The following is a 21,020-nucleotide window of genomic DNA, read 5'->3' on the forward strand; positions in this document are numbered from 1 at the left end:
CCGGTCAGGTATCCCCCGACCGGTTTGCTTTATATCATTTCCCCTCCCCTGTCGCCAACGGTAGCAGGTCGCGGCAGGCCCGCTCCAGGTACGGATCGACGCGTAAAAAATCGCGGAACCCCGTATACTCCCGCCAGAGCTCCGCCCTATTCCCGCCGACCGATTTGACGGCACGGATCAGGATGTTTTTCGGCGTATGCTCCATATCGATGAACTCCAGCAGCTGTGTTTTGTAGCCCATCACATCCAGCAGCTTGGCCCGAATCGCATCGGTTGCAAGCGCGGAAAAACGCTCCTTCAGGATGCCATGTCCCAGCAGCGGCTGCAATACCTCGTTTTGCACCTGGTTAAACAGCTCATGCTGACAGCACGGAACGGATAAAATGACCGAAGCGCCCCAGCGGACTGCTTTCTCCAGCGCGGCATCGGTTGCCGTGTCGCAGGCATGGAGCGTAACTACCATGTCGACTGCGCTAAGTTCGTCGTAATCGGCAATATCGCCGACGAGGAACCGTAAATCGTCATACTTCAGCTTGCGAGCTAGCCCGCTGCAATGCTCGATGACGTCCGCCTTCAAGTCAAGTCCGACCACATTCAGTTTTCTTTGTTGCTGCACCGCCAAGTAATGATACAACGCAAACGTCAAATAGGACTTGCCGCAGCCAAAATCGACAATGGTCAGCGGGCGGCCCTCCGGCAAATGAGGAAGAACGTCCTGAACCATTTCGAGAAAACGATTGATCTGCTTGAATTTATCGTATTTTTTGGCGAGTACCTTGCCTTCCGTATTCATAATGCCAAGTTCCACCAGAAACGGAACTGCGGTTCCTTCCTCCAGCACGTACTGCTTCTTCCGGTTATGGGTCAACGTCCCCAGCGGTTTGCGAGACGGCGCTTTTTTCAGGATCGTCACCTTGAACTTCTTGCTGATCAACACCTGATAATCGGCGTCCGCCGTACAAAGCAGCCCTTGTCGGAACGTCTCCTCAAACAGCTTCGTTAACTCGTCCGCTAATGCAGTGGACGGAATATTCTGATGCAGCACCTTGTTCGAATAATGGTAAGCAAATTGATAGTGCAGGCTTTTTTTGATTTCGACCGGCTTGATCTGCACCTTGCTGTAGTCCGTTTCTCCCGTTTTGCGGCGGCCACTGATCGTTGCCGTGATGAGGGTACCCTGTTGCGCCAGTTCGTTCGCGAGTTTGTGCAGTGATTCCATTTCGTTTAACAGCTGCCTTTCTGCATAGGAGTAGTTATGATTTAAAAACGAACCTTCACTTCCGCAAGCCCCTCCTCGACTTCCTCGATCGGCAAACCGCCGGCCGAAAGGGTGTCGGGCGAAAGTGTCAGCAGCCTCTCATAGAATCCAGCCGCGTCCTCTTTAGTCGCATGGCCCTCCTCCAACAAACGATAGAGGGCATTCTCTGCCTGGTCGAACCTGCCTTCGGTTTCCTCCCAGTGCAGCACAAGCCATTCGGTATCTGGCGGCAGCCGATAGGATTTAAGTAGAGATTGCAGCTCGGAAATGGCGGCGGAGATGTCCCAGAGGGAGCGCTCCGCACCATGCAGCGCGGCAGTCAAGTACAGATGCAGTGATTTTAGCCATCGCGAAGCTCCTTCATCCGATTCGCCGGAGGTCTCGTACACATCGCCCTCTTCTTTGAGCAGCCGGGCCAAGCTCTGCAGCTTGTCCGCCTCCACCTCGCCGCCGGTCTGAAACAGACGCACAATGTCTTTAGCGGACAGGTTCTCCAGCAGTTGAGAACTCAAGCGAAACTGCCCTTTAAACAGCTCGTCGAGGGCCCATAACGCCTCAACCTTCTTTTTCTGCTGCTTCAGCATAAACACTTTCCCCAATACTTCGGTCATTTCCTCGATCATCCTGACCAGGTAATCCCTTCGCAGCATGGTTCTCCCCCTTTCATCACGTGACCTTGCCCCTCCCTCTCCCCATCGGTCAAAATAAAAGCCGAAAACCGGAGTTCAGATGGAAGCTCCGGTTCTTTGGCATCAATTCGACTTCGTTGAAGAGGCGAAACGTTGTGCAATCACGCTATTTTTCACGCTTCTCGCTTCTCTTCCGTCACGCTGCGCAAAAAATCGGCGATGACAGCAGCCAGCTGCTCAGGCGCTTCATACATGCTCATGTGTCCTGCACCCTTAATGACGGCCTTCGTGACGTTCGGGCCTTCGGTGGTAAACAGCCGCGCCATCGGTACGACGGCGTCGCTTTCGCCGGCAACTAGCAGCAGCGGCAGCGGCGTATCCGCCATCACGTCCCGGCGATCGGGCCGCTCGCGCATCGCCAGCGCAGCCCCCGTAGCTCCTTGAGGCGGCGTTTTGTAACCAATTTCTTTCACGCGATCCACTTCAGGTACCAGCTTGGTGACATTTTCCGGAGAGAACAGCCCAGGTACCAGACCATCCACAAAGTGGGTGATCCCTTCGGATCGTATCTGTGAAACGGCCTGAAGCCGTTTCTCCTTCGCTTCCTCGCTGTCCGGGAATCCCGTAGAATGGATCAATCCGAAAGCGTTCAAGCGCGATGTATAACGCTGAGCCAATGACAAAGCGGCATAACCGCCCATTGAATGGCCCAAGAGCGTATATTCGGAAACGCCTAAGGCTTCCATGAGACCGGCGACATCGTCCGCCATTTGATCGATCGTATACGCGCCCATCGGCGCAGCAGTGGCCCCGTGGCCCCGAAGGTCAGGGGCAATGACCTGATATTGTTCGGCAAGCAGCGGCTGAACTTTCTCCCAGTAAGCGGAGCTGCCGCAGAAGCCGTGCAGCAAAACTACCGTCTCGCCCTGTCCTTGTTGTTCATAGGCGATCGTTGTTCCGTTGACCGTTATTTTGTCCATTACGCTACCCACTTTCATCCATATTTTAGAGGTTTCCAAATGCTGAAGCCGCGGCGCCCGCGATTTCATCGGCCATCTGCATGACCTTGTAAAGTGAGGTCATCTGCAACGTCCAATAAGGCTTTGGGCCTTTGACGTTGACGACGGCCGCGATGCTGTAGTGCCCTACCTCCGGCAGGCTCGCCCCGACGGATTGGGCCGGTTGCAGCGGCTGGCCGGATACCAGATAATACCCAACTGAATCCGACATGCCTAGACAGGCATCGATGGCGATGATTACGCGACCTTCGGGAATCTCGGCCATGCGCCGCTCCAGATTCGTCGCGTCACAAGGCTCGCGAAGCGTCCCGATCACTTGTCCAAACCCCAAGTCTGTCAACTTGGTTCCTACAAGTGGACCTAACGCATCTCCCGTAGACCGATCCGTACCGATACATAGAAACGTAACGACATCACGGATATGCCGGGCGCGAATGCCTGCAAAAAAAGCTTCCAGTTCTACGCCGCTCAGCTTCCTTCGGTTCAAGCCCGCCGCCGGCCATTCTTCCTGTTCCTGCATGACCTTGACACGCTCCCTCCCGGTATTCCGTACCCTGATTGTAACGCATCCGGACGGCCGATCGCAAAACTTCATGAACCTGCATCCCTCATGATACAATAGTTAATAACCCATAAACCGGAAGGATGAATAAGGCATGGATCTATCCACGAAAAACCAAGAAAATATTGAATACATGATCGAAGCAATCAAGAGTAAGCTGAAAATGGCCTCAGGAGCGGCGATGTCGGCGTCCGCGTTCCACGTTAACCAATATGACGATATCCGCGATGTTTATGACATTGTCATGAGCAAAGAGCGGTTAAGCATCTCTGAAGTCGAAGCCCTTGCCCAAGAGCTCGGGAGACTACGCGGCAAAGCCTAAGGCCGATGCTGCCTCAGCGTCGGTTAAGGTTCCAACCGAAAGATCGTTTCAGCTTGACCTACCTGCCAGCCCTCATCGTTCAAGATCGAAGACGGGAACGCTTCGCGCAACTTTCGCAGCGTTTCCTCGTTTTCGTACCCTAACTGCTCCAGCACGGACAACGCGATCATTCCCCACTCCTCTTCGGAACCATCCTGAATCTTAAACGTCACACCTACGCGCTCGCGACGCAAAGCAAACGCGTAAACCCCTTTGAACCCGCCTTTGGCGACGATATTCGGGTCGCTCAGCAAGATGGAGTCGATACGTCCGGTGCCAGCTACAAGCAGGGGATGGCGATTCATCGCTCCGGTAATGACCTTGGCCGCCTCGGCTGTAGCCGTATCCCCAATTAGATCCGGACAAGCCAGCTTCAAATAGGCGGTCGCCAAAGCGGATAATGGCAGCGCAAAAACAGGGAAGCCGCAGCCATCCGTTCCCAGCGAGATCTGGGCCTCGGGAATCCCAGCCAAGCCGGCCAGTGTCGCCAAAATTTCACGTTGGACCGGGTGATCGGGGTGATTATAGCTGTCCAGCGGATATCCCATCATTTTGCAGTAGGCCAGAACGCCTAAATGTTTACCCGAGCAATTATGATAAATCCGGCGATATGCTCCACCCTGACGCAGCAGCCGCTCCTTGGCCGTCTCGTCCAGCGGAAGGCTTGGGGCGCATACCAGCCTCTCCTCGGCGAGTCCCGTCTTACTCAACAGGCTCTCCAGCGTACCGACATGCACCTCCTCGGCCCGGTGAGAAGCGGTCATGATGGCGATCTCCTCGTCCGTTAATCCATAAGCCCCTATGATCCCTGCGCGGATGCCCGGAAGCGCCTGAATCGGTTTAGCCGAAGAGCGGGTAAATACAGTAGCATGGGGATTCCCAGCCCGCCCGGCAATCCTTGCTTGTTCATCAATGATACAGATATGACCATAGTGGGCGCATTCCAGCAACCCCCCGCGATATTCATTCACCAGTAACGCTTCATTGTTGTTCATCTCATCGTTCTCTCCTTAATCCGGTTCCATTCCTACACAGTATAGTACAGTGAAAGCCCGCTGGCTATAGACCCTCCCGCACGTCTTCTTGGCGTATCGCCGGTATACGAAGCGAGGCTATCTGCGCAAACTATCTGTGGTTCAGAAGCGAACGAAAAGGAGGCAAAACCCTTTATGACCCAACCCGAAGACCAGCAGGAGCAGTATGTCTCCAAACAAATCCGGGCTGCCCAAGCCGGTGAATATCCCGAGCATAAAGACATTGACGAAGCCGAAAACGGATCCATGGTGAATGACATGGAGGACTTGATTCAACTAGGTGATGACATGGAGGCTATGAAAACGAGCCAAGAGGATCTAAAGCAAAGTGGCTTGTTGTCCGATCCGGAGCAATAGGCTGTTTACAAAAAAGCGTTGCCTCAACTTCCATAGGCAACGCTTCTAAGTCGTGTTCATATGATCCATAATCTGCTTAAGCTTCTCGGTTGCCCGTTTCTGGATCCGGGATACGCTCATTTGAGACATTCCCAGCTTCTGAGCGATCGTCCGTTGGGATTGTCCATCTTGAAAAGCCATCAGGAGAACCTGCTGTTCCTGCGTTTTCAATTGACTCAGCGCTTGCTGCAAATCCATCCGATTCTCCACCGCATCGTAATCGTCGGCATCCGTGCTGATCATCTCACCTAGCGTTGCGGCGCTTTCGTCCGGTGATAGCGGCGAGTCCAAGGACACGTAGTGATAACATTCTCGTCCAGCCAGCACCTCGACGGTTTCTTCGACCGAGAGCTCCAGATATTCCGCGATCTCCTTGATGTCAGGGGACCGCTCCAGTTTGACGGTAAGCTCATCGATCGCCTGCTGGACCAGCGCTCCCTTTTCCTTAATTCTTCGCGGCACTTGAATATACCAGGATTTGTCGCGCAGATAATTTTTCATATGCCCGATCATGCTTTTCATCGCATAGGGCTCAAACGGAATGCCTAGCTCGCTGTCGTACTGTTGAAGCAAACGAACCAGCGCCATTTCGCCCACCTGGTACAAGTCCTCATACAAATCCGGCCGATTGCGGGCAATTTTGCCAGCGGCCATTTTCACCATCGGATCGTATTTGCGGATTAACCGGGTGGCGATCTCATTATCCTTGGTTTGCTGGTACAGCCGAATCAATCGAGTCGATTCGTGGAATGACTCTTGGGGAGCCGTTCGGTCGGTCATACCTTCTCCTCGCTCTTCTGAAGCCGGCGGACCAACATGACCTTCGTTCCTTTTCCGGCTTGCGTCTCGACGCTGACGTCATCCATTAACGCCTGCATCAGATAGAAGCCTAGTCCTCCGATTGGAGCCTCGCTCAACTCTTTCTCGTGCAGCGTAACGTGACCCGCCTGCCCCCACGGTTCAAAGCTCTCCCCTTCATCTCTGACCGTAATCGACAAAGCATCCGTCAATACCTCGAACGTGATCTCCATTTTTCCAACTTCCTTCCGGTACGCATACAACACGGAATTGTTGCAGGCTTCCGACACCGCCACCTTCATATCTTCAATTTCCTCGTACGAAAATCCCATTTTCGAGGCTACGCCGTATAGATTCAACCTAACAATATCCACATATTCCGCTGTAGCCGGAAGGCTGATGACGATTCTCTCTACTTCCTCTATCATTAATTCTCGATCCTTTCCTTATTGGGAGTTCTCCTGCTCCGCGAAAAACTTAGCTATCCCGGTCATTTCAAACAACTTCCGGATATGATCCGGTACTTCCCGCACGTAAAATCTTGAGCTCATCCCTTGTCTCGCTTTCAAGATGGACAGAAAAATTCCAATCCCGGTGCTATCGATGTACTTCAATTCTTTCAGATTCAAGACTAAATCCGCGTCATCTTTGCCTACTAGCGGGTCCATCACCTTACGAAAGTCGGGAGCTACGGACAAGTCCAGCTCGCCGCGCAAGGATACGGTACAAATTCCATTCTCCAGTTGTGTCGTGGTGGAAAATTTCAAGCTTTTTCTCGTATTCATGAAATACTCTCCCTGGAATAGGTTTTCTTATAACATCATAACCCAGCTTGTCCGCGGCTGAATCAAAGTGATTTGCCCTCGCCGGGGGCACGGCTCCAAAGTGTAACCGAAAAAGTGAATATCGTACCGCTCTCTACCAACGGCTTCGTCTGAAGTTCGCCGCCCAACTGACTTACTAACTTCCGGCAAATAGCCAGTCCCAGACCGAGACCGCCATATCTCCTTGTCATCGTGGAGTCAAGCTGTGTGAATGGTTCAAACAAAAGGGACATCTTGTCCGCGGGAATACCGATCCCTGTATCGCTGATCGTAAAACTCAAACGGATCATTCCACTTTCGGCATGCTTTGAGCTTACGATGAGACCGATTCTTCCTTGATCGGTAAATTTGACGGCATTGGCCAGTAAATGAATCATCACTTTGCGCAGACGCCGAATATCGCCATAGAGAAGATCCGGAATCTGCTCATCAACTGCGAAGTACAGCTCCAACCGCTTGGCGACGATCTCTTGTTGGAACAAGGCAAGGATATCCCGCATCGATTCCCGTAGCGCAAACGGCGTTATCTCCAGACCCACCTTCTCTTGTCCCAGCTGACTAAAATCAAGGATATCATCAAACATCGACAATAAGGCGTGCGCATTATGGTAGATCAAACCAACGTACTTCTTCTGCTCGTCGGTCAACTCTGTCTCTAGCAGCAACTCGCTCAGCACGAACACTCCGTTCAGCGGTGTACGAATTTCATGGCCCACCATCGCCAGAAAATCCCGTTTAGCTTGTTCGCTGCCACTTGCATCCTTCATTTCAACGATATCCATACCATGCATTTATCGTCTTCCCTTTTCCGCGGTACGGTTTCATCAAGGAACAACCGGCTCATTGCCTCGCGGTCGAAGTCATGACTGCAGGTATTTAGCTGTTCCTCCAGCCATGCCTGCCTCGCTTCCGCCGATTCCTCCTGCGCGTCAATCAGTCCGTCGGTGTAGAGGACCAAATGGCCCGGACCTTCATAATGCAGCGTCTGCGGATCGGTTTCAATGCCGTCAAACAAGCCTACAGGAGGTCCTATCTTATCGAGGCGAACAGCTTGTCCGTTCCCCGTGAACAACATGGCTGGAGGGTGTCCGGCGTTCACGTAATCGATTTTTTTACGCCGGGTATCCACGATGAGATATATGGCGGTGAAATAATATTGAATCAGCTTGCTCTCGATGTGCAGCTGGATGAACCGGCGATTCAGCTCCTGGATCACTTTCTCGGGCTCCACATAAGTATGAACGGTGTCTTTCAGAACGGAGGAGATGAACATGCAGAATAAGGCCGAGGAAATGCCGTGACCCATCATATCAAGCAAAATAACCGCATATTTACCCTCGCCTAGAGAATACCAGGAATATAAGTCTCCTGCCAGCTCATAGGAAGGCTTGTAAATGGCATCGATTTCGACTTCCGGATCGCGGATTGGAGAACTAAGAACCGCATTTTGGACAAGCGATGCCAGCTTTAATTCTTCCTGGATTCGTTGATCCCGGTTACGGTGCCAATCCTTCTCCAGCTTAAGTCTCAGAGCCAGCCGGATTCGCGCCATCAGCTCGACCTTGTTAATCGGCTTCGTCACATAATCGACGGCCCCGGCATCCAGCGCTTCCGCCAGCTTGTTGGAGTCCCCTACCGCCGTGACTACAATGATCGGAATCTCCCTCAAATGCTCAGAGCGTTGCAAGATCCGGCAAGCTTGGATTCCGTCCATCTCCGGCATCATGATATCAAGCAGAATCAAATCAACATCAGACGGACCGCTTTCCTCAACCGTATCGAAATCCTTTACCCCAAGCCTCTCAAACATGTCCCGTGCTGAAGTGACCGCAACGGTATTCCGGTAATTTTCCTTCTTCAAGATTTCACGAATGATTATGGTGTTTGTCGGATTGTCGTCAACGATCAATATTCTCATGTTAATCTCCTTAGTATGAGCTTGGACAATGAGTTATGTATAATGCAGCGATAAAAGAAAGAACGGGGCGCTTTCCCCGTTCCTTTAGACTCAATTCTATAAACATTACCCTGCCTAATCAAAATTGAAACGGCGGACCGGTGTAGCCATCCCGTGATCGCTTTAACTCCGGTACTTCTGCCAGACGTCTGCGGCAACATCCACCCACTTAACCCAGCCTTCCGGTTTGCGGTTTGCATCCTGAGACGGTAGTTCGGCATCCGCCTGATTCCGCCGAATCGGTCCTTCCGGAGCTGTCGTAACTGCAGATTGAGCCTTTCGCTTCGCCATCCGAGGACGGCTTGCGATTCGGCTGGCCAAGGCAGCCGAAACCTGCTTCGTCGCCAAAGTCACTTCGTTTAATACCTCGCCGGCATGTTGGACCGATTCCATAAGCGGATCGATTTGTTTCATTTTATGCTGGATATCGCCGGTCAAATCGTTCGCTTGCCGGACGACTTGCCGGACCTCTGTTCCCAGCTCGTCAACCGTTTTTTGCACCTCTCGCAGCGTCTCCGTTGTTGTCTGAAGCGAGCGCTCTGCTGCCTTCAGCGTTTTGACCAGGTATACGACAAGTACCACAAAAGCCGCCGCGGCAACCGCCACGCTGATCTCCCAAATCATGTATCGTTCCTCGCTTTCCGTCCGTGTGCGTTAAGCCTTCTTTCCTTAACTATACACGAAAATGTGCGGAAGAACAGTTGTTTCTTTAGGCGTTGTACCAAGACGAAAAACCGCTTTGCCCGTCCTCTGTAGACAGAGAACGAATCAAAGCGGCATGGATCTTCTTTATTTCAAGACGCTACCGCCATACATGAAGCGGTATACCCAGGAGCCGTCGAGTTGATCGACGATCACTCCTCCAGACTCCGTTGAGTAGGTGTGCAGAAGTTGTCCGTTGCCAAGGTAAATCGCCACGTGGGTAATCCGCTGGCTGAGTTTGTCGATCCCGGCATAAGACTTGGCCGAAGAGCCCTTATAGCTCATGAAGAAGACCAGATCGCCACGTTTCAAGTTGTCGATGCTGTACACCGCGGTGCCGTTATCCTTAATGTAATCCCCTTGTTGGCGGGAATCCGCAGGAAGCGTAAGGCCTAGCGCATCCTTATAGGCTTGTCTTACGAAATCAGAGCAGTCAAACGTTGAAGTGTTACTTCGGCTTGAGCCGAATTCATACGGCGTACCCAGGTATTTCATGCCCGCCTCAATAACTTGTTCGATCTGTTGGCTAATTCCATTAGACGGTGCCGGAGCTGGCGTTGGCACGGGTTCCGGAGCAGGGGTAGGCGTAGGTACAGGAGTCGGTATTTCGGCTTGACCGTTGACTTCCAAATATTTCTCATTCGTGCTAACGTAACCTATCGTTCCATCGGCCGTCTGTACTTTATAGAAATACTCGTTGCTTTGTTCGAGGATTGTCAGCGAAGTACCCGTACGCAACATCGTGATCACATTCCCCGAGGTGGACGGCTGATCGCGCATATTCACGCCGTACGATACCGTGGCCGGCCAACCAAGCGTAGGCTGGGAAGGCGTAGGGGCAACCTTGTCGATCTGAAGGTACTTTTCATTCGTGCTGACGTAACCGGTCTGGCCGGCACTTGTCTGCACTTTATAGAAATATTCGTTGCTTTGTTCGAGAATGGTCAGTTGGGTGCCTTTGCTCAGCATATCGAGGACATCGCCCGCAGTGGAGGGTTCGTTTCGCATATTGACGCCGTAAACTACCGTAGCGGGCCATCCCAAATAAGGTTGCGATGGAGCGATAACTACTGTTTCTACCTGAATGTACTTGTCGTTAGCGCTGACGTAACCAACCGTTCCATCCGCCGTTTTTACTTGATAGAAATATCGGTTACTCTGATCCAATACAGTTACTTCGGAACCTTCGTTAAGGAATCCGATTACTTTGCCCGAAAGGGAAGGTTGGTCACGAAAATTGACCCCGCCAACAATATGACCTTTGGTTATCGTTTGAGCGGTTGCGGTTGCGGCGGCGGCCTGGTGAGGAACAGCTGTATAAGTAGAGAGAAGAATGGCACTCAACAATGTGATCGCTACGCTTCGTTTCATAGGTGATGTCCTGCCTCCTAATGTAAAATCTAGTTGTTATCCTTCGTTCCAACGTTCTCCTTTCTTTGGTCTTGTCCCCATTATATCCCTTGTCGAAAACAGTCTAAATCGGTCGAAGATCACATTGTCCGAAAGCGTATTCAAAGACATTGGGCCTAGTTTCCATTTATCAAAAATAGAGGCATTCGACCTATAAATTTCGACCTAAAACACGCCGATGAAAACGCATTCTCGCGTTTAAAGGCTTGATTTTTGTAACAAAAGTACCTGATTACGCAAGACACCTAACAATTTTCATGATTATTCCAATTTATCCAATTGGACTATTTTCTAGGAATAAACACCCTGTTTTTAACGCAAAAAAGCCCAAGCATCAGACCTGGTAACTATTTCCTCGGTCTGCCCGCTTGGGTCATGTATTACGACAATGGCTTGTCTTCTTCTGTTCTACCTTATGTAACCCGTAAAACGTATACGGGCCAAACGGGTCGCTTTAACCCTCTTTTGGCTCAACATGAACGTGAACGTGCATCACGTTTTGCTTGCTTCTCATCCGTTCCTCTACTCGGTCGCTGATTTTATGGCTCTCGATCACCGTCAGTTGTGGATCGACTTCAATGACAACGTCAACCAGCACATGATTACCGTGAACGCGGGCTTTCAAGTCCCTGATGCCTTCAACCCCTTGAGTTCTGGCAATGGTACTGCGCAGGTCACCCAATTCTTTCTCATCGAACCCGTCAGTCAAATTATGTGTCGATTGGCGGAAGATGTCCCAGGCGGTCTTGCAAATGAGCAGACCCACGGCAATCGCAGCCACTACATCCAGCCATGGCAGCCCGAATTGTGCCCCGATGATCCCGATGGCCGCCCCTACGCTCACCATAGCGTCCGACAAGTTATCTTTGGCTGCCGCCATCAGCGCCTGATTGTTGATCTGATTGGCCAATCTCCGGTTGTAGATATAGACCCCGCCCATCGCCAGAGCACAAACTGCGGCTACAGCGGCCGAGAGAATGTCAGGTTGGCTATGCACACCTGCCGCTAACGATCGGATCGCGTCAAGGATCACTTGAATGCCGACCATCGCCATAATAAAAGAGGCAACCAACGCGGCGATCGTTTCCGCACGAAAATGGCCGTAAGCATGATCCGAATCCGGCGGTTTTTGCGAGATTTTGAGGCCGATTAGCACCGCAACGGAAGCCACGATATCCGTGAGGTTATTAAAACCGTCGGCCAACAGCGCGTTCGAATCAAAATAAAAACCGCTAAGCAATTTAAAGGCGGACAGCAGCAAATAAGCGGTAATGCTTACCCAAGCCCCGCGCTCCCCTTTTCGTATATCGTCGTAAATATCCAAGTCCCGCACCTCCAGACTTCTCCCCGAAGCCATTCAACAACATGTTCAAACCTAAAGTGGCTTTCCATGAAAAGCGTTTAATCATCGTAGCAAATAAACCCCGAGTAAGTCTAGAGAAACAGTGTTGCCTCCGGGAAAAGCAGCCTTCACCATTATTCCCGTTGTACGCGCTTTTAAAAACGTATAAAATAAGGACAGCCCCTTTTTACTTACGAGGAGATGATATCGGTGACGGAAGATAAAGAACCACGCAAAATCGATTTAGCCGAGGCGATGCGTCAAAAGCTTCAGCAGAAAAAACAACTGCAGCAAGCGGCAAATAAGCCAGGGATGAAGGACAACCTTCAAACCAAGGCACTGAAGAGCCAAAATAATAAAAAACCGAACAATCAGCGCCGCCGGACGGGTGGTTCGTAAAAATCCCGGCAGCGCAAAAAAGCCGCACGGAGCAGGTCATGAGACCTGCCCGCGCGGCTTTTATTATTCGGCTTATCGTAGCTCCGTTAAACTTCTTCCGGATACATCGATTTCCGCAGGTTTTGGATTTCTTCGCTTTCCAGGTACTCATCGTAAGTCATGACGCGGTCGATGATCCCGTTTGGCGTAATCTCAATAATACGGTTAGCGATGGTTTGAATGAACTGATGGTCATGCGATGTAAACAGAATTGTTCCGTCAAAGTCGATCAGCCCATTGTTGAGCGCCGTAATCGATTCGAGGTCCAAGTGGTTGGTCGGTTCGTCAAACAGCAGCACGTTGGCCCCGTTCAGCATCATTTTGGCCAGCATGCAGCGGACCTTCTCGCCCCCGGACAACACGCTCGCTTTCTTCAGCGCCTCTTCCCCGGAGAACAGCATCCGTCCAAGGAAGCCGCGCAGGAACGTTTCGTCCTGGTCGTTCGAATATTGACGCAGCCATTCAACCAGATTTAAATCGACACCATCGAAATAACTGGAGTTATCCTTAGGAAAATAGGCCTGTGACGTAGTAACGCCCCAGCTGTATTCTCCGCCATCCGCTTCCAGCTCGCCCATCACGACTTGGAACAACGTTGTTTTCGGCAGGCTGTTTGGTCCGACAAACGCGATTTTGTCGCCTTTGTTCACGACGAAGCTGGCATTATCCAGCACCTTATCGCCCTCAACGGTTTTGGTCAGCCCGTCGACCGTCAGCAACTGCTTGCCGGCCTCGCGCTCTGCTTTAAAGTTAAGGAACGGATATTTCCGGTTCGAAGGTCTCAGATCATCCAGGGTAATTTTATCGAGCTGCTTTTTCCGGGAAGTCGCTTGCTTCGATTTCGAAGCGTTCGCGGAGAAACGCTGAATGAACGCCTGGAGCTCCTTGATCTTCTCTTCCTTCTTCTTGTTGGCGTCCCGCTGCAATTGCAGCGCGAGCTGGCTGGATTCGTACCAGAAGTCGTAGTTACCGACATACATCTGGATTTTGCCGAAATCGATATCCGCAATGTGCGTACATACCTTGTTCAGGAAGTGGCGGTCATGGGATACGACGATGACGGTCCCCTCGTAATCCATCAGGAAGTTCTCAAGCCACTGGATCGATTCAAGATCCAAGTGGTTCGTCGGTTCGTCCAACAGCAGGTTGTTCGGACGTCCAAACAACGCCTGAGCCAGCAAGACGCGGACCTTCTCATTGCCGCTGAGCTCGGCCATCTTCTTATCGTGCAGTTCGCGTGGGATCCCTAGACCAATCAGGAGTGCGGCCGCATCCGGTTCGGCGTCCCAGCCGTTCAACTCAGCGAATTCGCCCTCCAGCTCCCCGGCACGCATACCGTCCTCTTCGGAGAAATCGGCTTTGGCGTACAACGCGTCCTTCTCTTTCATAATCGAATACAGTCGGCTGTGGCCCATAATGACCGTTTCCAGCACTGGATATTCGTCGTATTCATAATGGTTCTGCTTCAGGACTGCCATGCGCTCGCCTGGCGTCATAAATACTTCGCCTTGATTCGCCTCAATTTCACCGGAGAGAATTTTCAGGAACGTCGACTTGCCCGCCCCGTTCGCCCCGATCAAACCGTAGCAATTGCCGGGGGTGAATTTTATATTTACGTCTTCGAAAAGTGCCCGTTTTCCGTACCGGAGCGTTACACCGTTAGTGCTGATCATGTTAGGCATTACCATCCTTTTATCATAGTGAGTGCGGACTATCTCAATTAGTCGATACTACTGGCGTATTATATCATAGATTACCAGTGAAATTGAACCTACAGCGCAGAAAGCCTTAAATCAACCCCCGTTATGCTCGTCTTCAGCCTCGGGTATCGCCCGGGTCACCTGCTAGGGTTGCCTACCTGAGTCACCTATCTGAGTCACCTATCTGAGTCACCTATCTGAGTCACCTACCTGAATTACCTTCCTGAGTCACCTATCTAAGCCCCCTAAGACCATCCCTACTCCCTCTTTGCACGATTATCCCTTTCGTTCAGCAGGCTTGGTTTGAATGCAAATAAGTGGTAATTTTTTCTTGATATAAGAACATGTGTTTGGTATAATAAAATAAAAGGAACATACGTACGTATTTCAGGATTTGGAGGAGAGCGAACATGGAAGTTAATGCGGGAACGGGTCTACATCCAATTAGCTGCTGTTATGACAGTGAGGAAGCCTGCATGGAGGCGTTAATCGCGATGAAGTGGCGAAACGGTTTCGTCTGCCCGCGTTGCGGTTACACCCAGTGTACCCGCTTGAACTCCCGTCGAATCCCCTTGTTCGAGTGTGGCAGATGCGGGCATCAAGCATCACCTTTGGTCGACACGATTTTTGAAAGAACACATCTTCCTCTCTTAAAATGGTTCCACGCCCTGGAGTTATTCCTGCTTCCAGATGGGATCTCGGCAATGCGGTTGAGCCAGGTGATTCGGGTCACCTACAAGACCGCCTGGTTCATGCTGCACAAAATCCGCCATACCCTCGGAGAATCCGATGCCTTAGAGCTATTGAGTGGAGACGTGAAGGTGAACTGTGACCGATATGGTGGGGATCCGTCCCGGTGCAACCAGTTTCCTCATCCCAATGGCTTAGCGGTCGTGGCTGGATGTACGGTAACGGAGGCGGGAGAACCGGAGCAGGTGAAAATCCATCTGATCTCGCAAAAAAGAGGAGAAAGAATTGTCCATCGTCACGAACTCGTTGAATTTATCAATCGACAGGTAGATATTCCTACGTCGATTGTTCAGTCGCCGACGCTGGCATTTAAGCTGTATATACCCTTGCGGAGAGTGGTAAGAGAAGCGTGGGATTCACTTAAAAGTACATATGTTGCCTTGGGACCGAAATATCTGCAGGCGTACTTGAACGAGTACACCGGACGCCGCCAGCTGCGCCGGTCCGGTGCGGAAGAAGAAACGAGGCTGCAGAAGTTGCTGTGCCTGTGTATGGCGATTCCAGCGATTTCTTACCCTAAGCTGATCGCACGCCAATCGAATCCTCCTTTTCCGATTGCGGCCTAATCGGGCGCCAAGCGAACAGCTATACGGAAAGGGTTGAGTAACTGCAACTGCAACTGCAACTACTACCTGATCAAACGGGATAATCTTGCAAAGGGGGCGCCAGATAGCTAAAGACAGCTTCAGGTAGCTACATACAGCTACATACAGCCCCAAATAGCTAGGTACTGCTTCAGATAGCACCATACAGAAGCGTGCAGCCCCCTGCCAATCATAATTATTTGAATCGTCCGCTCAACTGCGGAATTCTCTCCGTATCAACTAGTGGGGTCGAAGCCATCGGATGCGTCGTTAGATGAGGTAACCGCAAGGTTTCCCCATGATGCAGAAGCCGTATCTTGTCTTCGGAAATGTCTCGCCGCTTCCGGTCCGCCTCTAAGCGGTCAAGCGCCTCCCGAGCCGTATCATCGGCCAGTCGGAACGTGCCGTAGTGCATCGGAATCATCAGTTTTGCCCTTACATCCACAAACGCCTGCAGCGCCTCCTCCGGCGTTGTATGCTGGCTTGTCATAAACCACTCCGGCTCATATGCGCCGATTGGCAGCAGCGCCACATCAATTTCATAGCGGCTCCCGATCTCGGCGAAACCGCGAAAATACCCGCTGTCCCCGGCAAAATAGATGACCGGCGGCTTCGAGTCGGCCGGGCTCTGCGCCGACTCCAAAACATACCCGCCCCAATGCGACGTATTTGTATCGAACGGCGTACGACGCGTCCAGTGTTGGGTTGGCACGAACGAGATGTCGACTTCCCCAATCCGCACCCGCTCCCACCAACTCATCTCCTGGACGCGTTGGAATCCTTTGCGCCGCAGTTTTCTCCCGAGACCGACTGGCACCAAAATGGTGGTATCGCTGCCGTATAAGCGACGGATCGAAGCCATGTGCATATGATCGTAATGGGAATGGGAAATCAGGATGACGTCGATCCGCGGCAATTTGTCGATCGGAACGCCCGGTTCACATAACCGGCGCTGGAACCCCATGCGCATTGCCCATACCGGATCCGTCACGAGATTAAGTCCTTGATACTGAATGAGAAACGTGGAGTGGCCAATCCAGGTCATCGTCGTCTCCACGCGGTTTTGATGCAAGTAATCGAGCTGCGGTGGCTTATTAGGAATGACGTAGGAATAATCCTTCCTTTTTCTGCGGCGTTCTTCCCGCCATTGTCTGAACTGCTTCAACGTTTTGTCAGTACTTACGTTATCGATGTTGTTGTAGCGCGTTCTTCTTGGCATCGCTCCGGTTGCTCCTCTCCGCATTTCTTTCGCTTTTTTCCTATTTTAGAGTAATTTCGGCGGCAAACCAAACTTCATTTTTTAATCGGCACGGTCCTTATATTTCCAGGCATAAATAAACAGGAATGCTACTGCCCCGATAACAACGAGTTCCGGCGCCACCATCACCATAAACCACTCCATCGCCTTCACCCTTTCCCCGGTGAGCTACCGCGTACGTATTTGGCATCAAACAAAAATAGTCGCATCAGCAAAAACAAAGAAGGGATTAGGATGCACAGTCCTGCAACAAAAGCAGTAATCAAGGCGACGGCCATCGTCTCGTTCGTGAAGCTTTCATAGATGCTGACCTGCTTATAGAGAATATAGGGTAGGTGGCTACGGCCATATCCGTACCAAGCAAACGCAAACTGCAGCATGACCAGCAGGAACGACCAGCCTAACCGTCGCTTTTTCCATACCAACGCAACGGCTACCAGGAAACAAACGAACGAGGCGATAAACATCCACGCTACCTCCAGCATATGAGAGTAATGCTCCGGATTTTGCCGATTGATCTGAAAAAAGGCGAATACACAGGCCAAAATCGTCGGCCCACTCCACAGCAGCGCATAGCCGCGCAGCACTTCGAATGCCCGTAGATCCCCTGCTTTATCTGCGTAAAACGCAAGAAACATCGCCGAAATGTACAACACAGATACAAGCGCCAGCACAATAACCGACCAGGTATATGGATTACCAAAAAAAGCTGCCCAGTCCAAAACCACCTTCCCCTCGAATTCACCGATGATTCCGCCCTCCGAAATCGCCAGAATCGTCGAAAGGGCAGCCGGAATCAATAGACCCGTCGCCCCATAGATCCCCATATAGGTTTTGTTGTTTGCCTTGCTGCTGCCGTAAGTGTTGTAAGCGTAATAGGCCCCCCGCAAAGCGAGAAGTACAGAGACCAGACTGCCGGGAATCAGCAATGCGGTGCCGTAATAATAGGCGGAATCCGGGAAAAAACCGACCAGACCTACAACAAAAAAAATCAAAAACACGTTGGTCACTTCCCACACCGGGGACAGATAGCGCTGAATGATATCGTGAATTTTATTCTCATGCCCTGTAAGCACGCTGTAGTAGCTGAAAAATCCTGCCCCGAAATCGACGGAAGCAACGATTAAATATCCGAAAAGGAACGTCCACAGCACCGTGATGCCCACTAGTTCGTAGCTCATTGTCCGTTCCCTCCCTCGAGCCCGGCTTGTCGCAACTCCGTTAACGCGTCCTTGTTCCGGAACATCCGGGACAATACGAGAACGCAGGATAGGCACAAGACCAGATACAGAACGGCAAACAACAGCAGCATTGGGCCGACGCTTTCCGAAGTGGTAGCCGCCTCACCTACCTTCATATATCCGCGGATAATCCAAGGCTGACGGCCGAACTCGGCAAACATCCATCCTAGCTCAATCGCCACCATCGCTAACGGGCCTAGCGCCAAAATACCGATCAGAAGCCACACCGGATAACCTTTTTGGCCGCCGGGCAGGTAGCGCCGCAGCAGATACAGGAATGGAATCAGGACGAGCAGCGCCCCAATCGTAACTTTGAGATCAAACATATAATGGATCAACAAAGGCGGGCGGACATCCTCCGGAAATTCCTCCAGCCCGATCACCCGGGTGTTCGGCGAGTTTCCAGCGAGAATGCTGAGCGCATACGGGATTTCCAGTGCGTATCTGACGTTCCCCGCCTCATCCAGCACGCCGCCGTAAATCAATGGAGCCCGCTCCATCGTTTCAAAATGCCATTCCGCGGCGGCTAGCTTCTCCGGCTGGTACTTGGCCAGAAATTTACCCGAGAAGTCACCGATCATAGCCGTAGCTAGGGCAAACACGAAGGAGGATACCACCGTCAGTTTAAGCGCCTTCTTGAAGTAGGCGTGGTCCCGTCCGCGCAGCAGGCTGAAAGCGGCGATGCCGGCTAGAAGGCCGGCACTAACGGTATATGAGGAAGCCAGTACGTGCGCAACTTTAGTCGGCGTTGCCGGATTGAACATCGCTACGAGCGGCTGGAAGTCAGCAATGACACCATTCTTGAGAGTAAACCCCTGCGGCGTGTTCATAAAGGCGTTTAGCGTCGTGATGAAAAACGCCGACGCGGAGGAGCCGATGGCCACCGGAATCAGCAGGAGAAGATGCAACAGCTTGTTGTTGAACCGATCCCAAGTATACAGGTAGATACCAAGGAAGATCGCCTCCACAAAAAAAGCGAAGGTCTCCATAAACAACGGCAACGCGATCGCTTGCCCAGCGACCCGCATAAAGGTCGGCCATAACAAGCTCAGCTGCAATCCGATTGACGTTCCGGTTACGACCCCTATTGCCACGGAAATGACAAAGCCGCGAGCCCAACGGCGGGCCAGCAAAGTATAGTGCGGATCGGAGGCGCGAATTCCTCGCCATTCTGCTAGCGCGATCATCAGCGGGACACCGACGCCGATCGATGCAAATACGATATGTACAAACAGAGTCAGTCCGGTAAGCATCCGGCTTAACGTGACCGGATCAAGATTTGTCATGACGAAGCTCCTTCAAGAAAAGTAATGGAGAAAACGGATAACGCTTTTAACAAAGGCGTACATCATAATCACGGCCACGATGAGACATACGATCGCCAGGGTTCGTTCTTGTTTCTGGAACATGCCACAGCCTCCTTGCCAATCTAGTGTGTCGCGGATGTTCCTTTTTATTCCTTCTGACGCTTGGGCAAAGCGGTGCATTGAGGTACAATAAAGTGGAAAGGAGATGTGGACATTTTATGAAAATTGTATTTATCGAACCGACCCCTAGTCCAAATTCCATGAAGCTGCATCTGGATGAACGTCTGGAGCCGGGGATTCGGAAAACATATACACTGGAAAACGAACGCTCTGCCCCGGCCTGGATCCGCGGGTTGCTGCATATTCCCGGAGTAAAAAGCGTGTTCCATACCGCTGACTTTGTTGCCCTGGACCGTAAGGGAAACGCTGATTGGGCGGCCATTCTGTCTGATGTTCAGAAGCAGTTCGGTCAGGAAGGGGTCGAATCGGCTTGGAGCCCCGAAGGCGGGGAAACGTCGGGATACGGGGAGGCACAGGTGTTTGTGCAGTTCTTCCGCGGTATCCCGATGCAAATTCGGGTGAAGGCGGGAAACCGCGAAGAGCGGATTTCGCTGTCCGAGCGGTTTGTGAACGCCGTAACGGAGGTAGCCAGCGCCACGCTGATCAAGGAGCGCAAGCTCACCGATTACGGCGTGCGCTACGGCGAGTTGCCTGACATTGCCCGCGAGATCGAGCAGGAGCTGGAAGCGGCGTATCCGCCGGAGCGGCTCAAGGGGATCATTGCGCAAGCGATCGCCCACGGCCGCAGTGAGACGGAGTTCGTCGAGCAACGGCGCGAGCTGACTCTGGACGAAATCCGCGAGCGGATGCAGGACCCGGATTGGCGCGTGCGCTACGCCGCGCTGGAGGCGTTGCAGCAGCCGGGCGCTGAGGCGCTGCCGCTGCTAGGGGAGGCGCTACGCGACCCGCAAATGCAGCTCCGCCGGCTCGCCGTCGTGTACCTCGGCGATCTGCGGACGCCGGAGGCGATGGAGCTGCTGTACGAGGCGCTGCGCGATGCCTCCGCCGCCGTGCGCCGCACCGCCGGCGACACGCTGTCCGACATTGGCGATCCCGCGGCCACCGGGCCGATGATCGCGGCGCTGTCGGACAGCAGCAAGCTGGTCCGCTGGCGTGCGGCCCGCTTCCTGTACGAGGTCGGCACTGACGATGCCTTAGAATCCCTGCGCGCAGCGGTGGATGACCCCGAGTTCGAGGTTGGTCTACAAGCGCGCATGGCCGTCGAGCGAATTGAATCCGGCGAGCAAGCCGCCGGAACCGTCTGGCAGCAAATGGCCGGCCGCGATCGAGGAGAAGGCAAATAACTCAGCTAGTCGTTTCGCTGGATTTAATTTGACCACTTGTCATTAATTTGACATTGCCTGGCCATCCCCGATGCGCTATACTTTGA

23 protein-coding genes are annotated in these 21,020 nt (G+C 52.3%); 5 read left to right on the forward strand and 18 right to left on the reverse strand.

Going from position 1 to position 21,020, the window contains the following annotated elements; all coding sequences use genetic code 11:
* Nucleotides 1–34 precede the first annotated feature (34 nt).
* From IM700_RS13920 to yyaC, 4 genes are all read right to left on the reverse strand, one after another.
* Complete coding sequence (locus tag IM700_RS13920) at nucleotides 35–1,219, reverse strand: class I SAM-dependent methyltransferase (RefSeq protein ID WP_193417859.1); 1,185 nt, start codon at nucleotides 1,217–1,219, stop codon at nucleotides 35–37.
* 41 nt (nucleotides 1,220–1,260) lie between these two features.
* Nucleotides 1,261–1,908 (reverse strand): DUF6483 family protein, encoded by a 648-nt coding sequence (locus IM700_RS13925; protein ID WP_155607868.1) that lies wholly within the window; start codon nucleotides 1,906–1,908, stop codon nucleotides 1,261–1,263.
* A 152-nt stretch (nucleotides 1,909–2,060) separates the two neighbouring features.
* Entirely contained in the window at nucleotides 2,061–2,867 is an 807-nt protein-coding gene (locus tag IM700_RS13930) for an alpha/beta fold hydrolase (RefSeq protein WP_193417856.1), read from the reverse strand.
* 25 nt (nucleotides 2,868–2,892) lie between these two features.
* Nucleotides 2,893–3,426 carry a spore protease YyaC gene (gene yyaC, locus IM700_RS13935; protein WP_193417854.1) on the reverse strand — a complete coding sequence of 178 codons (534 nt, stop codon included), beginning with the start codon at nucleotides 3,424–3,426 and terminating at the stop codon, nucleotides 2,893–2,895.
* A gap of 136 nt (nucleotides 3,427–3,562) precedes the next feature.
* Here yyaC and IM700_RS13940 point away from each other — a divergent pair, with 136 nt between their 5' ends.
* Complete coding sequence (locus tag IM700_RS13940; RefSeq protein ID WP_155607865.1) at nucleotides 3,563–3,790, forward strand: DUF1128 domain-containing protein; 228 nt, start codon at nucleotides 3,563–3,565, stop codon at nucleotides 3,788–3,790.
* A 23-nt stretch (nucleotides 3,791–3,813) separates the two neighbouring features.
* Here the strand turns inward: IM700_RS13940 and IM700_RS13945 are convergent, their stop codons facing one another.
* Entirely contained in the window at nucleotides 3,814–4,824 is a 1,011-nt protein-coding gene (locus tag IM700_RS13945) for an asparaginase (protein WP_193417852.1), read from the reverse strand.
* A 174-nt stretch (nucleotides 4,825–4,998) separates the two neighbouring features.
* On the opposite strand from IM700_RS13945, the gene IM700_RS13950 reads away from it, so the two are divergent.
* On the forward strand, nucleotides 4,999–5,220 hold the full coding sequence (locus tag IM700_RS13950) for a hypothetical protein (RefSeq protein ID WP_193417850.1): 222 nt from the start codon (nucleotides 4,999–5,001) through the stop codon (nucleotides 5,218–5,220).
* A 45-nt stretch (nucleotides 5,221–5,265) separates the two neighbouring features.
* Here IM700_RS13950 and IM700_RS13955 read toward each other — a convergent pair whose 3' ends face one another.
* The 8 genes from IM700_RS13955 to IM700_RS13990 all read right to left on the reverse strand — a co-directional run bounded on the left by IM700_RS13955 (nucleotide 5,266) and on the right by IM700_RS13990 (nucleotide 12,307).
* Complete coding sequence (locus IM700_RS13955; RefSeq protein ID WP_155607862.1) at nucleotides 5,266–6,039, reverse strand: sigma-70 family RNA polymerase sigma factor; 774 nt, start codon at nucleotides 6,037–6,039, stop codon at nucleotides 5,266–5,268.
* Entirely contained in the window at nucleotides 6,036–6,485 is a 450-nt protein-coding gene (rsbW, locus tag IM700_RS13960) for an anti-sigma B factor RsbW (RefSeq protein ID WP_193417848.1), read from the reverse strand. The genes IM700_RS13955 and rsbW overlap by 4 nt, the downstream gene beginning before the upstream one ends.
* An 18-nt stretch (nucleotides 6,486–6,503) precedes the next feature.
* A complete protein-coding gene (locus tag IM700_RS13965) occupies nucleotides 6,504–6,842 on the reverse strand; it encodes an STAS domain-containing protein (protein WP_155607860.1) in 339 nt (112 codons plus the stop codon).
* A gap of 62 nt (nucleotides 6,843–6,904) precedes the next feature.
* Nucleotides 6,905–7,672, reverse strand: coding sequence for a sensor histidine kinase (locus IM700_RS13970; RefSeq protein ID WP_193417846.1), 768 nt, complete (start codon nucleotides 7,670–7,672; stop codon nucleotides 6,905–6,907).
* Entirely contained in the window at nucleotides 7,645–8,799 is a 1,155-nt protein-coding gene (locus IM700_RS13975; RefSeq protein ID WP_193417844.1) for a PP2C family protein-serine/threonine phosphatase, read from the reverse strand. The genes IM700_RS13970 and IM700_RS13975 overlap by 28 nt, the downstream gene beginning before the upstream one ends.
* Nucleotides 8,800–8,961: 162 nt before the next feature.
* A complete protein-coding gene (locus tag IM700_RS13980; RefSeq protein WP_193417842.1) occupies nucleotides 8,962–9,462 on the reverse strand; it encodes a DUF948 domain-containing protein in 501 nt (166 codons plus the stop codon).
* 165 nt (nucleotides 9,463–9,627) lie between these two features.
* On the reverse strand, nucleotides 9,628–10,911 hold the full coding sequence (locus IM700_RS13985) for a C40 family peptidase (protein ID WP_193417840.1): 1,284 nt from the start codon (nucleotides 10,909–10,911) through the stop codon (nucleotides 9,628–9,630).
* 493 nt (nucleotides 10,912–11,404) lie between these two features.
* On the reverse strand, nucleotides 11,405–12,307 hold the full coding sequence (locus tag IM700_RS13990) for a cation diffusion facilitator family transporter (RefSeq protein ID WP_272491455.1): 903 nt from the start codon (nucleotides 12,305–12,307) through the stop codon (nucleotides 11,405–11,407).
* Between the two features lie 195 nt (nucleotides 12,308–12,502).
* Between IM700_RS13990 and IM700_RS13995 the strand changes: the two genes are divergently transcribed.
* Nucleotides 12,503–12,691: a hypothetical protein gene (locus IM700_RS13995; protein WP_193417837.1), complete on the forward strand. Its 189-nt coding sequence runs from the start codon at nucleotides 12,503–12,505 to the stop codon at nucleotides 12,689–12,691.
* 86 nt (nucleotides 12,692–12,777) lie between these two features.
* Here IM700_RS13995 and IM700_RS14000 read toward each other — a convergent pair whose 3' ends face one another.
* The gene (locus IM700_RS14000) at nucleotides 12,778–14,403 is read right to left on the reverse strand and encodes an ABC-F family ATP-binding cassette domain-containing protein (RefSeq protein ID WP_193417835.1); all 1,626 of its coding nucleotides are present in this window, start codon (nucleotides 14,401–14,403) and stop codon (nucleotides 12,778–12,780) included.
* Nucleotides 14,404–14,840: 437 nt separating this feature from the next.
* Between IM700_RS14000 and IM700_RS14005 the strand changes: the two genes are divergently transcribed.
* The gene (locus tag IM700_RS14005; RefSeq protein WP_193417833.1) at nucleotides 14,841–15,746 is read left to right on the forward strand and encodes a transposase; all 906 of its coding nucleotides are present in this window, start codon (nucleotides 14,841–14,843) and stop codon (nucleotides 15,744–15,746) included.
* A gap of 214 nt (nucleotides 15,747–15,960) precedes the next feature.
* Here IM700_RS14005 and IM700_RS14010 read toward each other — a convergent pair whose 3' ends face one another.
* The 4 genes from IM700_RS14010 to IM700_RS14020 form a co-directional block, all read right to left on the reverse strand.
* Nucleotides 15,961–16,983, reverse strand: a complete 1,023-nt coding sequence (locus tag IM700_RS14010) for an MBL fold metallo-hydrolase (RefSeq protein ID WP_193417830.1) — start codon at nucleotides 16,981–16,983, stop codon at nucleotides 15,961–15,963.
* An 81-nt stretch (nucleotides 16,984–17,064) separates the two neighbouring features.
* Nucleotides 17,065–17,166 carry a cytochrome bd oxidase small subunit CydS family protein gene (cydS, locus tag IM700_RS23505; RefSeq protein ID WP_418888785.1) on the reverse strand — a complete coding sequence of 34 codons (102 nt, stop codon included), beginning with the start codon at nucleotides 17,164–17,166 and terminating at the stop codon, nucleotides 17,065–17,067.
* A 5-nt stretch (nucleotides 17,167–17,171) separates the two neighbouring features.
* The gene (locus IM700_RS14015) at nucleotides 17,172–18,203 is read right to left on the reverse strand and encodes a cytochrome d ubiquinol oxidase subunit II (RefSeq protein WP_193417828.1); all 1,032 of its coding nucleotides are present in this window, start codon (nucleotides 18,201–18,203) and stop codon (nucleotides 17,172–17,174) included.
* A complete protein-coding gene (locus IM700_RS14020; protein ID WP_155607849.1) occupies nucleotides 18,200–19,549 on the reverse strand; it encodes a cytochrome ubiquinol oxidase subunit I in 1,350 nt (449 codons plus the stop codon). Before IM700_RS14020 ends, IM700_RS14015 begins: the two co-directional genes overlap by 4 nt.
* Nucleotides 19,550–19,788: 239 nt before the next feature.
* Here IM700_RS14020 and IM700_RS14025 point away from each other — a divergent pair, with 239 nt between their 5' ends.
* Nucleotides 19,789–20,934, forward strand: coding sequence for a virulence factor (locus IM700_RS14025; RefSeq protein WP_155607848.1), 1,146 nt, complete (start codon nucleotides 19,789–19,791; stop codon nucleotides 20,932–20,934).
* Nucleotides 20,935–21,020: the final 86 nt, after the last annotated feature.

It is taken from the genome of Paenibacillus rhizolycopersici (genome assembly GCF_014947195.2).
GTDB lineage: Bacteria > Bacillota > Bacilli > Paenibacillales > Paenibacillaceae > Fontibacillus > Fontibacillus rhizolycopersici.

What these genes read in the sequence shown, in the direction of transcription:
- IM700_RS13920 (WP_193417859.1), bottom strand. Translation starts at nt 1,219, where the DNA reads ATGGAATCACTGCACAAACTCGCGAACGAACTGGCGCAACAGGGTACC.
- IM700_RS13925 (WP_155607868.1), bottom strand. Translation starts at nt 1,908, where the DNA reads ATGCTGCGAAGGGATTACCTGGTCAGGATGATCGAGGAAATGACCGAA.
- IM700_RS13930 (WP_193417856.1), bottom strand. Translation starts at nt 2,867, where the DNA reads ATGGACAAAATAACGGTCAACGGAACAACGATCGCCTATGAACAACAA.
- yyaC (WP_193417854.1), bottom strand. Translation starts at nt 3,426, where the DNA reads ATGCAGGAACAGGAAGAATGGCCGGCGGCGGGCTTGAACCGAAGGAAG.
- IM700_RS13940 (WP_155607865.1), top strand. Translation starts at nt 3,563, where the DNA reads ATGGATCTATCCACGAAAAACCAAGAAAATATTGAATACATGATCGAA.
- IM700_RS13945 (WP_193417852.1), bottom strand. Translation starts at nt 4,824, where the DNA reads ATGAACAACAATGAAGCGTTACTGGTGAATGAATATCGCGGGGGGTTG.
- IM700_RS13950 (WP_193417850.1), top strand. Translation starts at nt 4,999, where the DNA reads ATGACCCAACCCGAAGACCAGCAGGAGCAGTATGTCTCCAAACAAATC.
- IM700_RS13955 (WP_155607862.1), bottom strand. Translation starts at nt 6,039, where the DNA reads ATGACCGACCGAACGGCTCCCCAAGAGTCATTCCACGAATCGACTCGA.
- rsbW (WP_193417848.1), bottom strand. Translation starts at nt 6,485, where the DNA reads ATGATAGAGGAAGTAGAGAGAATCGTCATCAGCCTTCCGGCTACAGCG.
- IM700_RS13965 (WP_155607860.1), bottom strand. Translation starts at nt 6,842, where the DNA reads ATGAATACGAGAAAAAGCTTGAAATTTTCCACCACGACACAACTGGAG.
- IM700_RS13970 (WP_193417846.1), bottom strand. Translation starts at nt 7,672, where the DNA reads ATGCATGGTATGGATATCGTTGAAATGAAGGATGCAAGTGGCAGCGAA.
- IM700_RS13975 (WP_193417844.1), bottom strand. Translation starts at nt 8,799, where the DNA reads ATGAGAATATTGATCGTTGACGACAATCCGACAAACACCATAATCATT.
- IM700_RS13980 (WP_193417842.1), bottom strand. Translation starts at nt 9,462, where the DNA reads ATGATTTGGGAGATCAGCGTGGCGGTTGCCGCGGCGGCTTTTGTGGTA.
- IM700_RS13985 (WP_193417840.1), bottom strand. Translation starts at nt 10,911, where the DNA reads ATGAAACGAAGCGTAGCGATCACATTGTTGAGTGCCATTCTTCTCTCT.
- IM700_RS13990 (WP_272491455.1), bottom strand. Translation starts at nt 12,307, where the DNA reads ATGGCTTCGGGGAGAAGTCTGGAGGTGCGGGACTTGGATATTTACGAC.
- IM700_RS14000 (WP_193417835.1), bottom strand. Translation starts at nt 14,403, where the DNA reads ATGATCAGCACTAACGGTGTAACGCTCCGGTACGGAAAACGGGCACTT.
- IM700_RS14005 (WP_193417833.1), top strand. Translation starts at nt 14,841, where the DNA reads ATGGAAGTTAATGCGGGAACGGGTCTACATCCAATTAGCTGCTGTTAT.
- IM700_RS14010 (WP_193417830.1), bottom strand. Translation starts at nt 16,983, where the DNA reads ATGCCAAGAAGAACGCGCTACAACAACATCGATAACGTAAGTACTGAC.
- cydS (WP_418888785.1), bottom strand. Translation starts at nt 17,166, where the DNA reads ATGGAGTGGTTTATGGTGATGGTGGCGCCGGAACTCGTTGTTATCGGG.
- IM700_RS14015 (WP_193417828.1), bottom strand. Translation starts at nt 18,203, where the DNA reads ATGAGCTACGAACTAGTGGGCATCACGGTGCTGTGGACGTTCCTTTTC.
- IM700_RS14020 (WP_155607849.1), bottom strand. Translation starts at nt 19,549, where the DNA reads ATGACAAATCTTGATCCGGTCACGTTAAGCCGGATGCTTACCGGACTG.
- IM700_RS14025 (WP_155607848.1), top strand. Translation starts at nt 19,789, where the DNA reads ATGAAAATTGTATTTATCGAACCGACCCCTAGTCCAAATTCCATGAAG.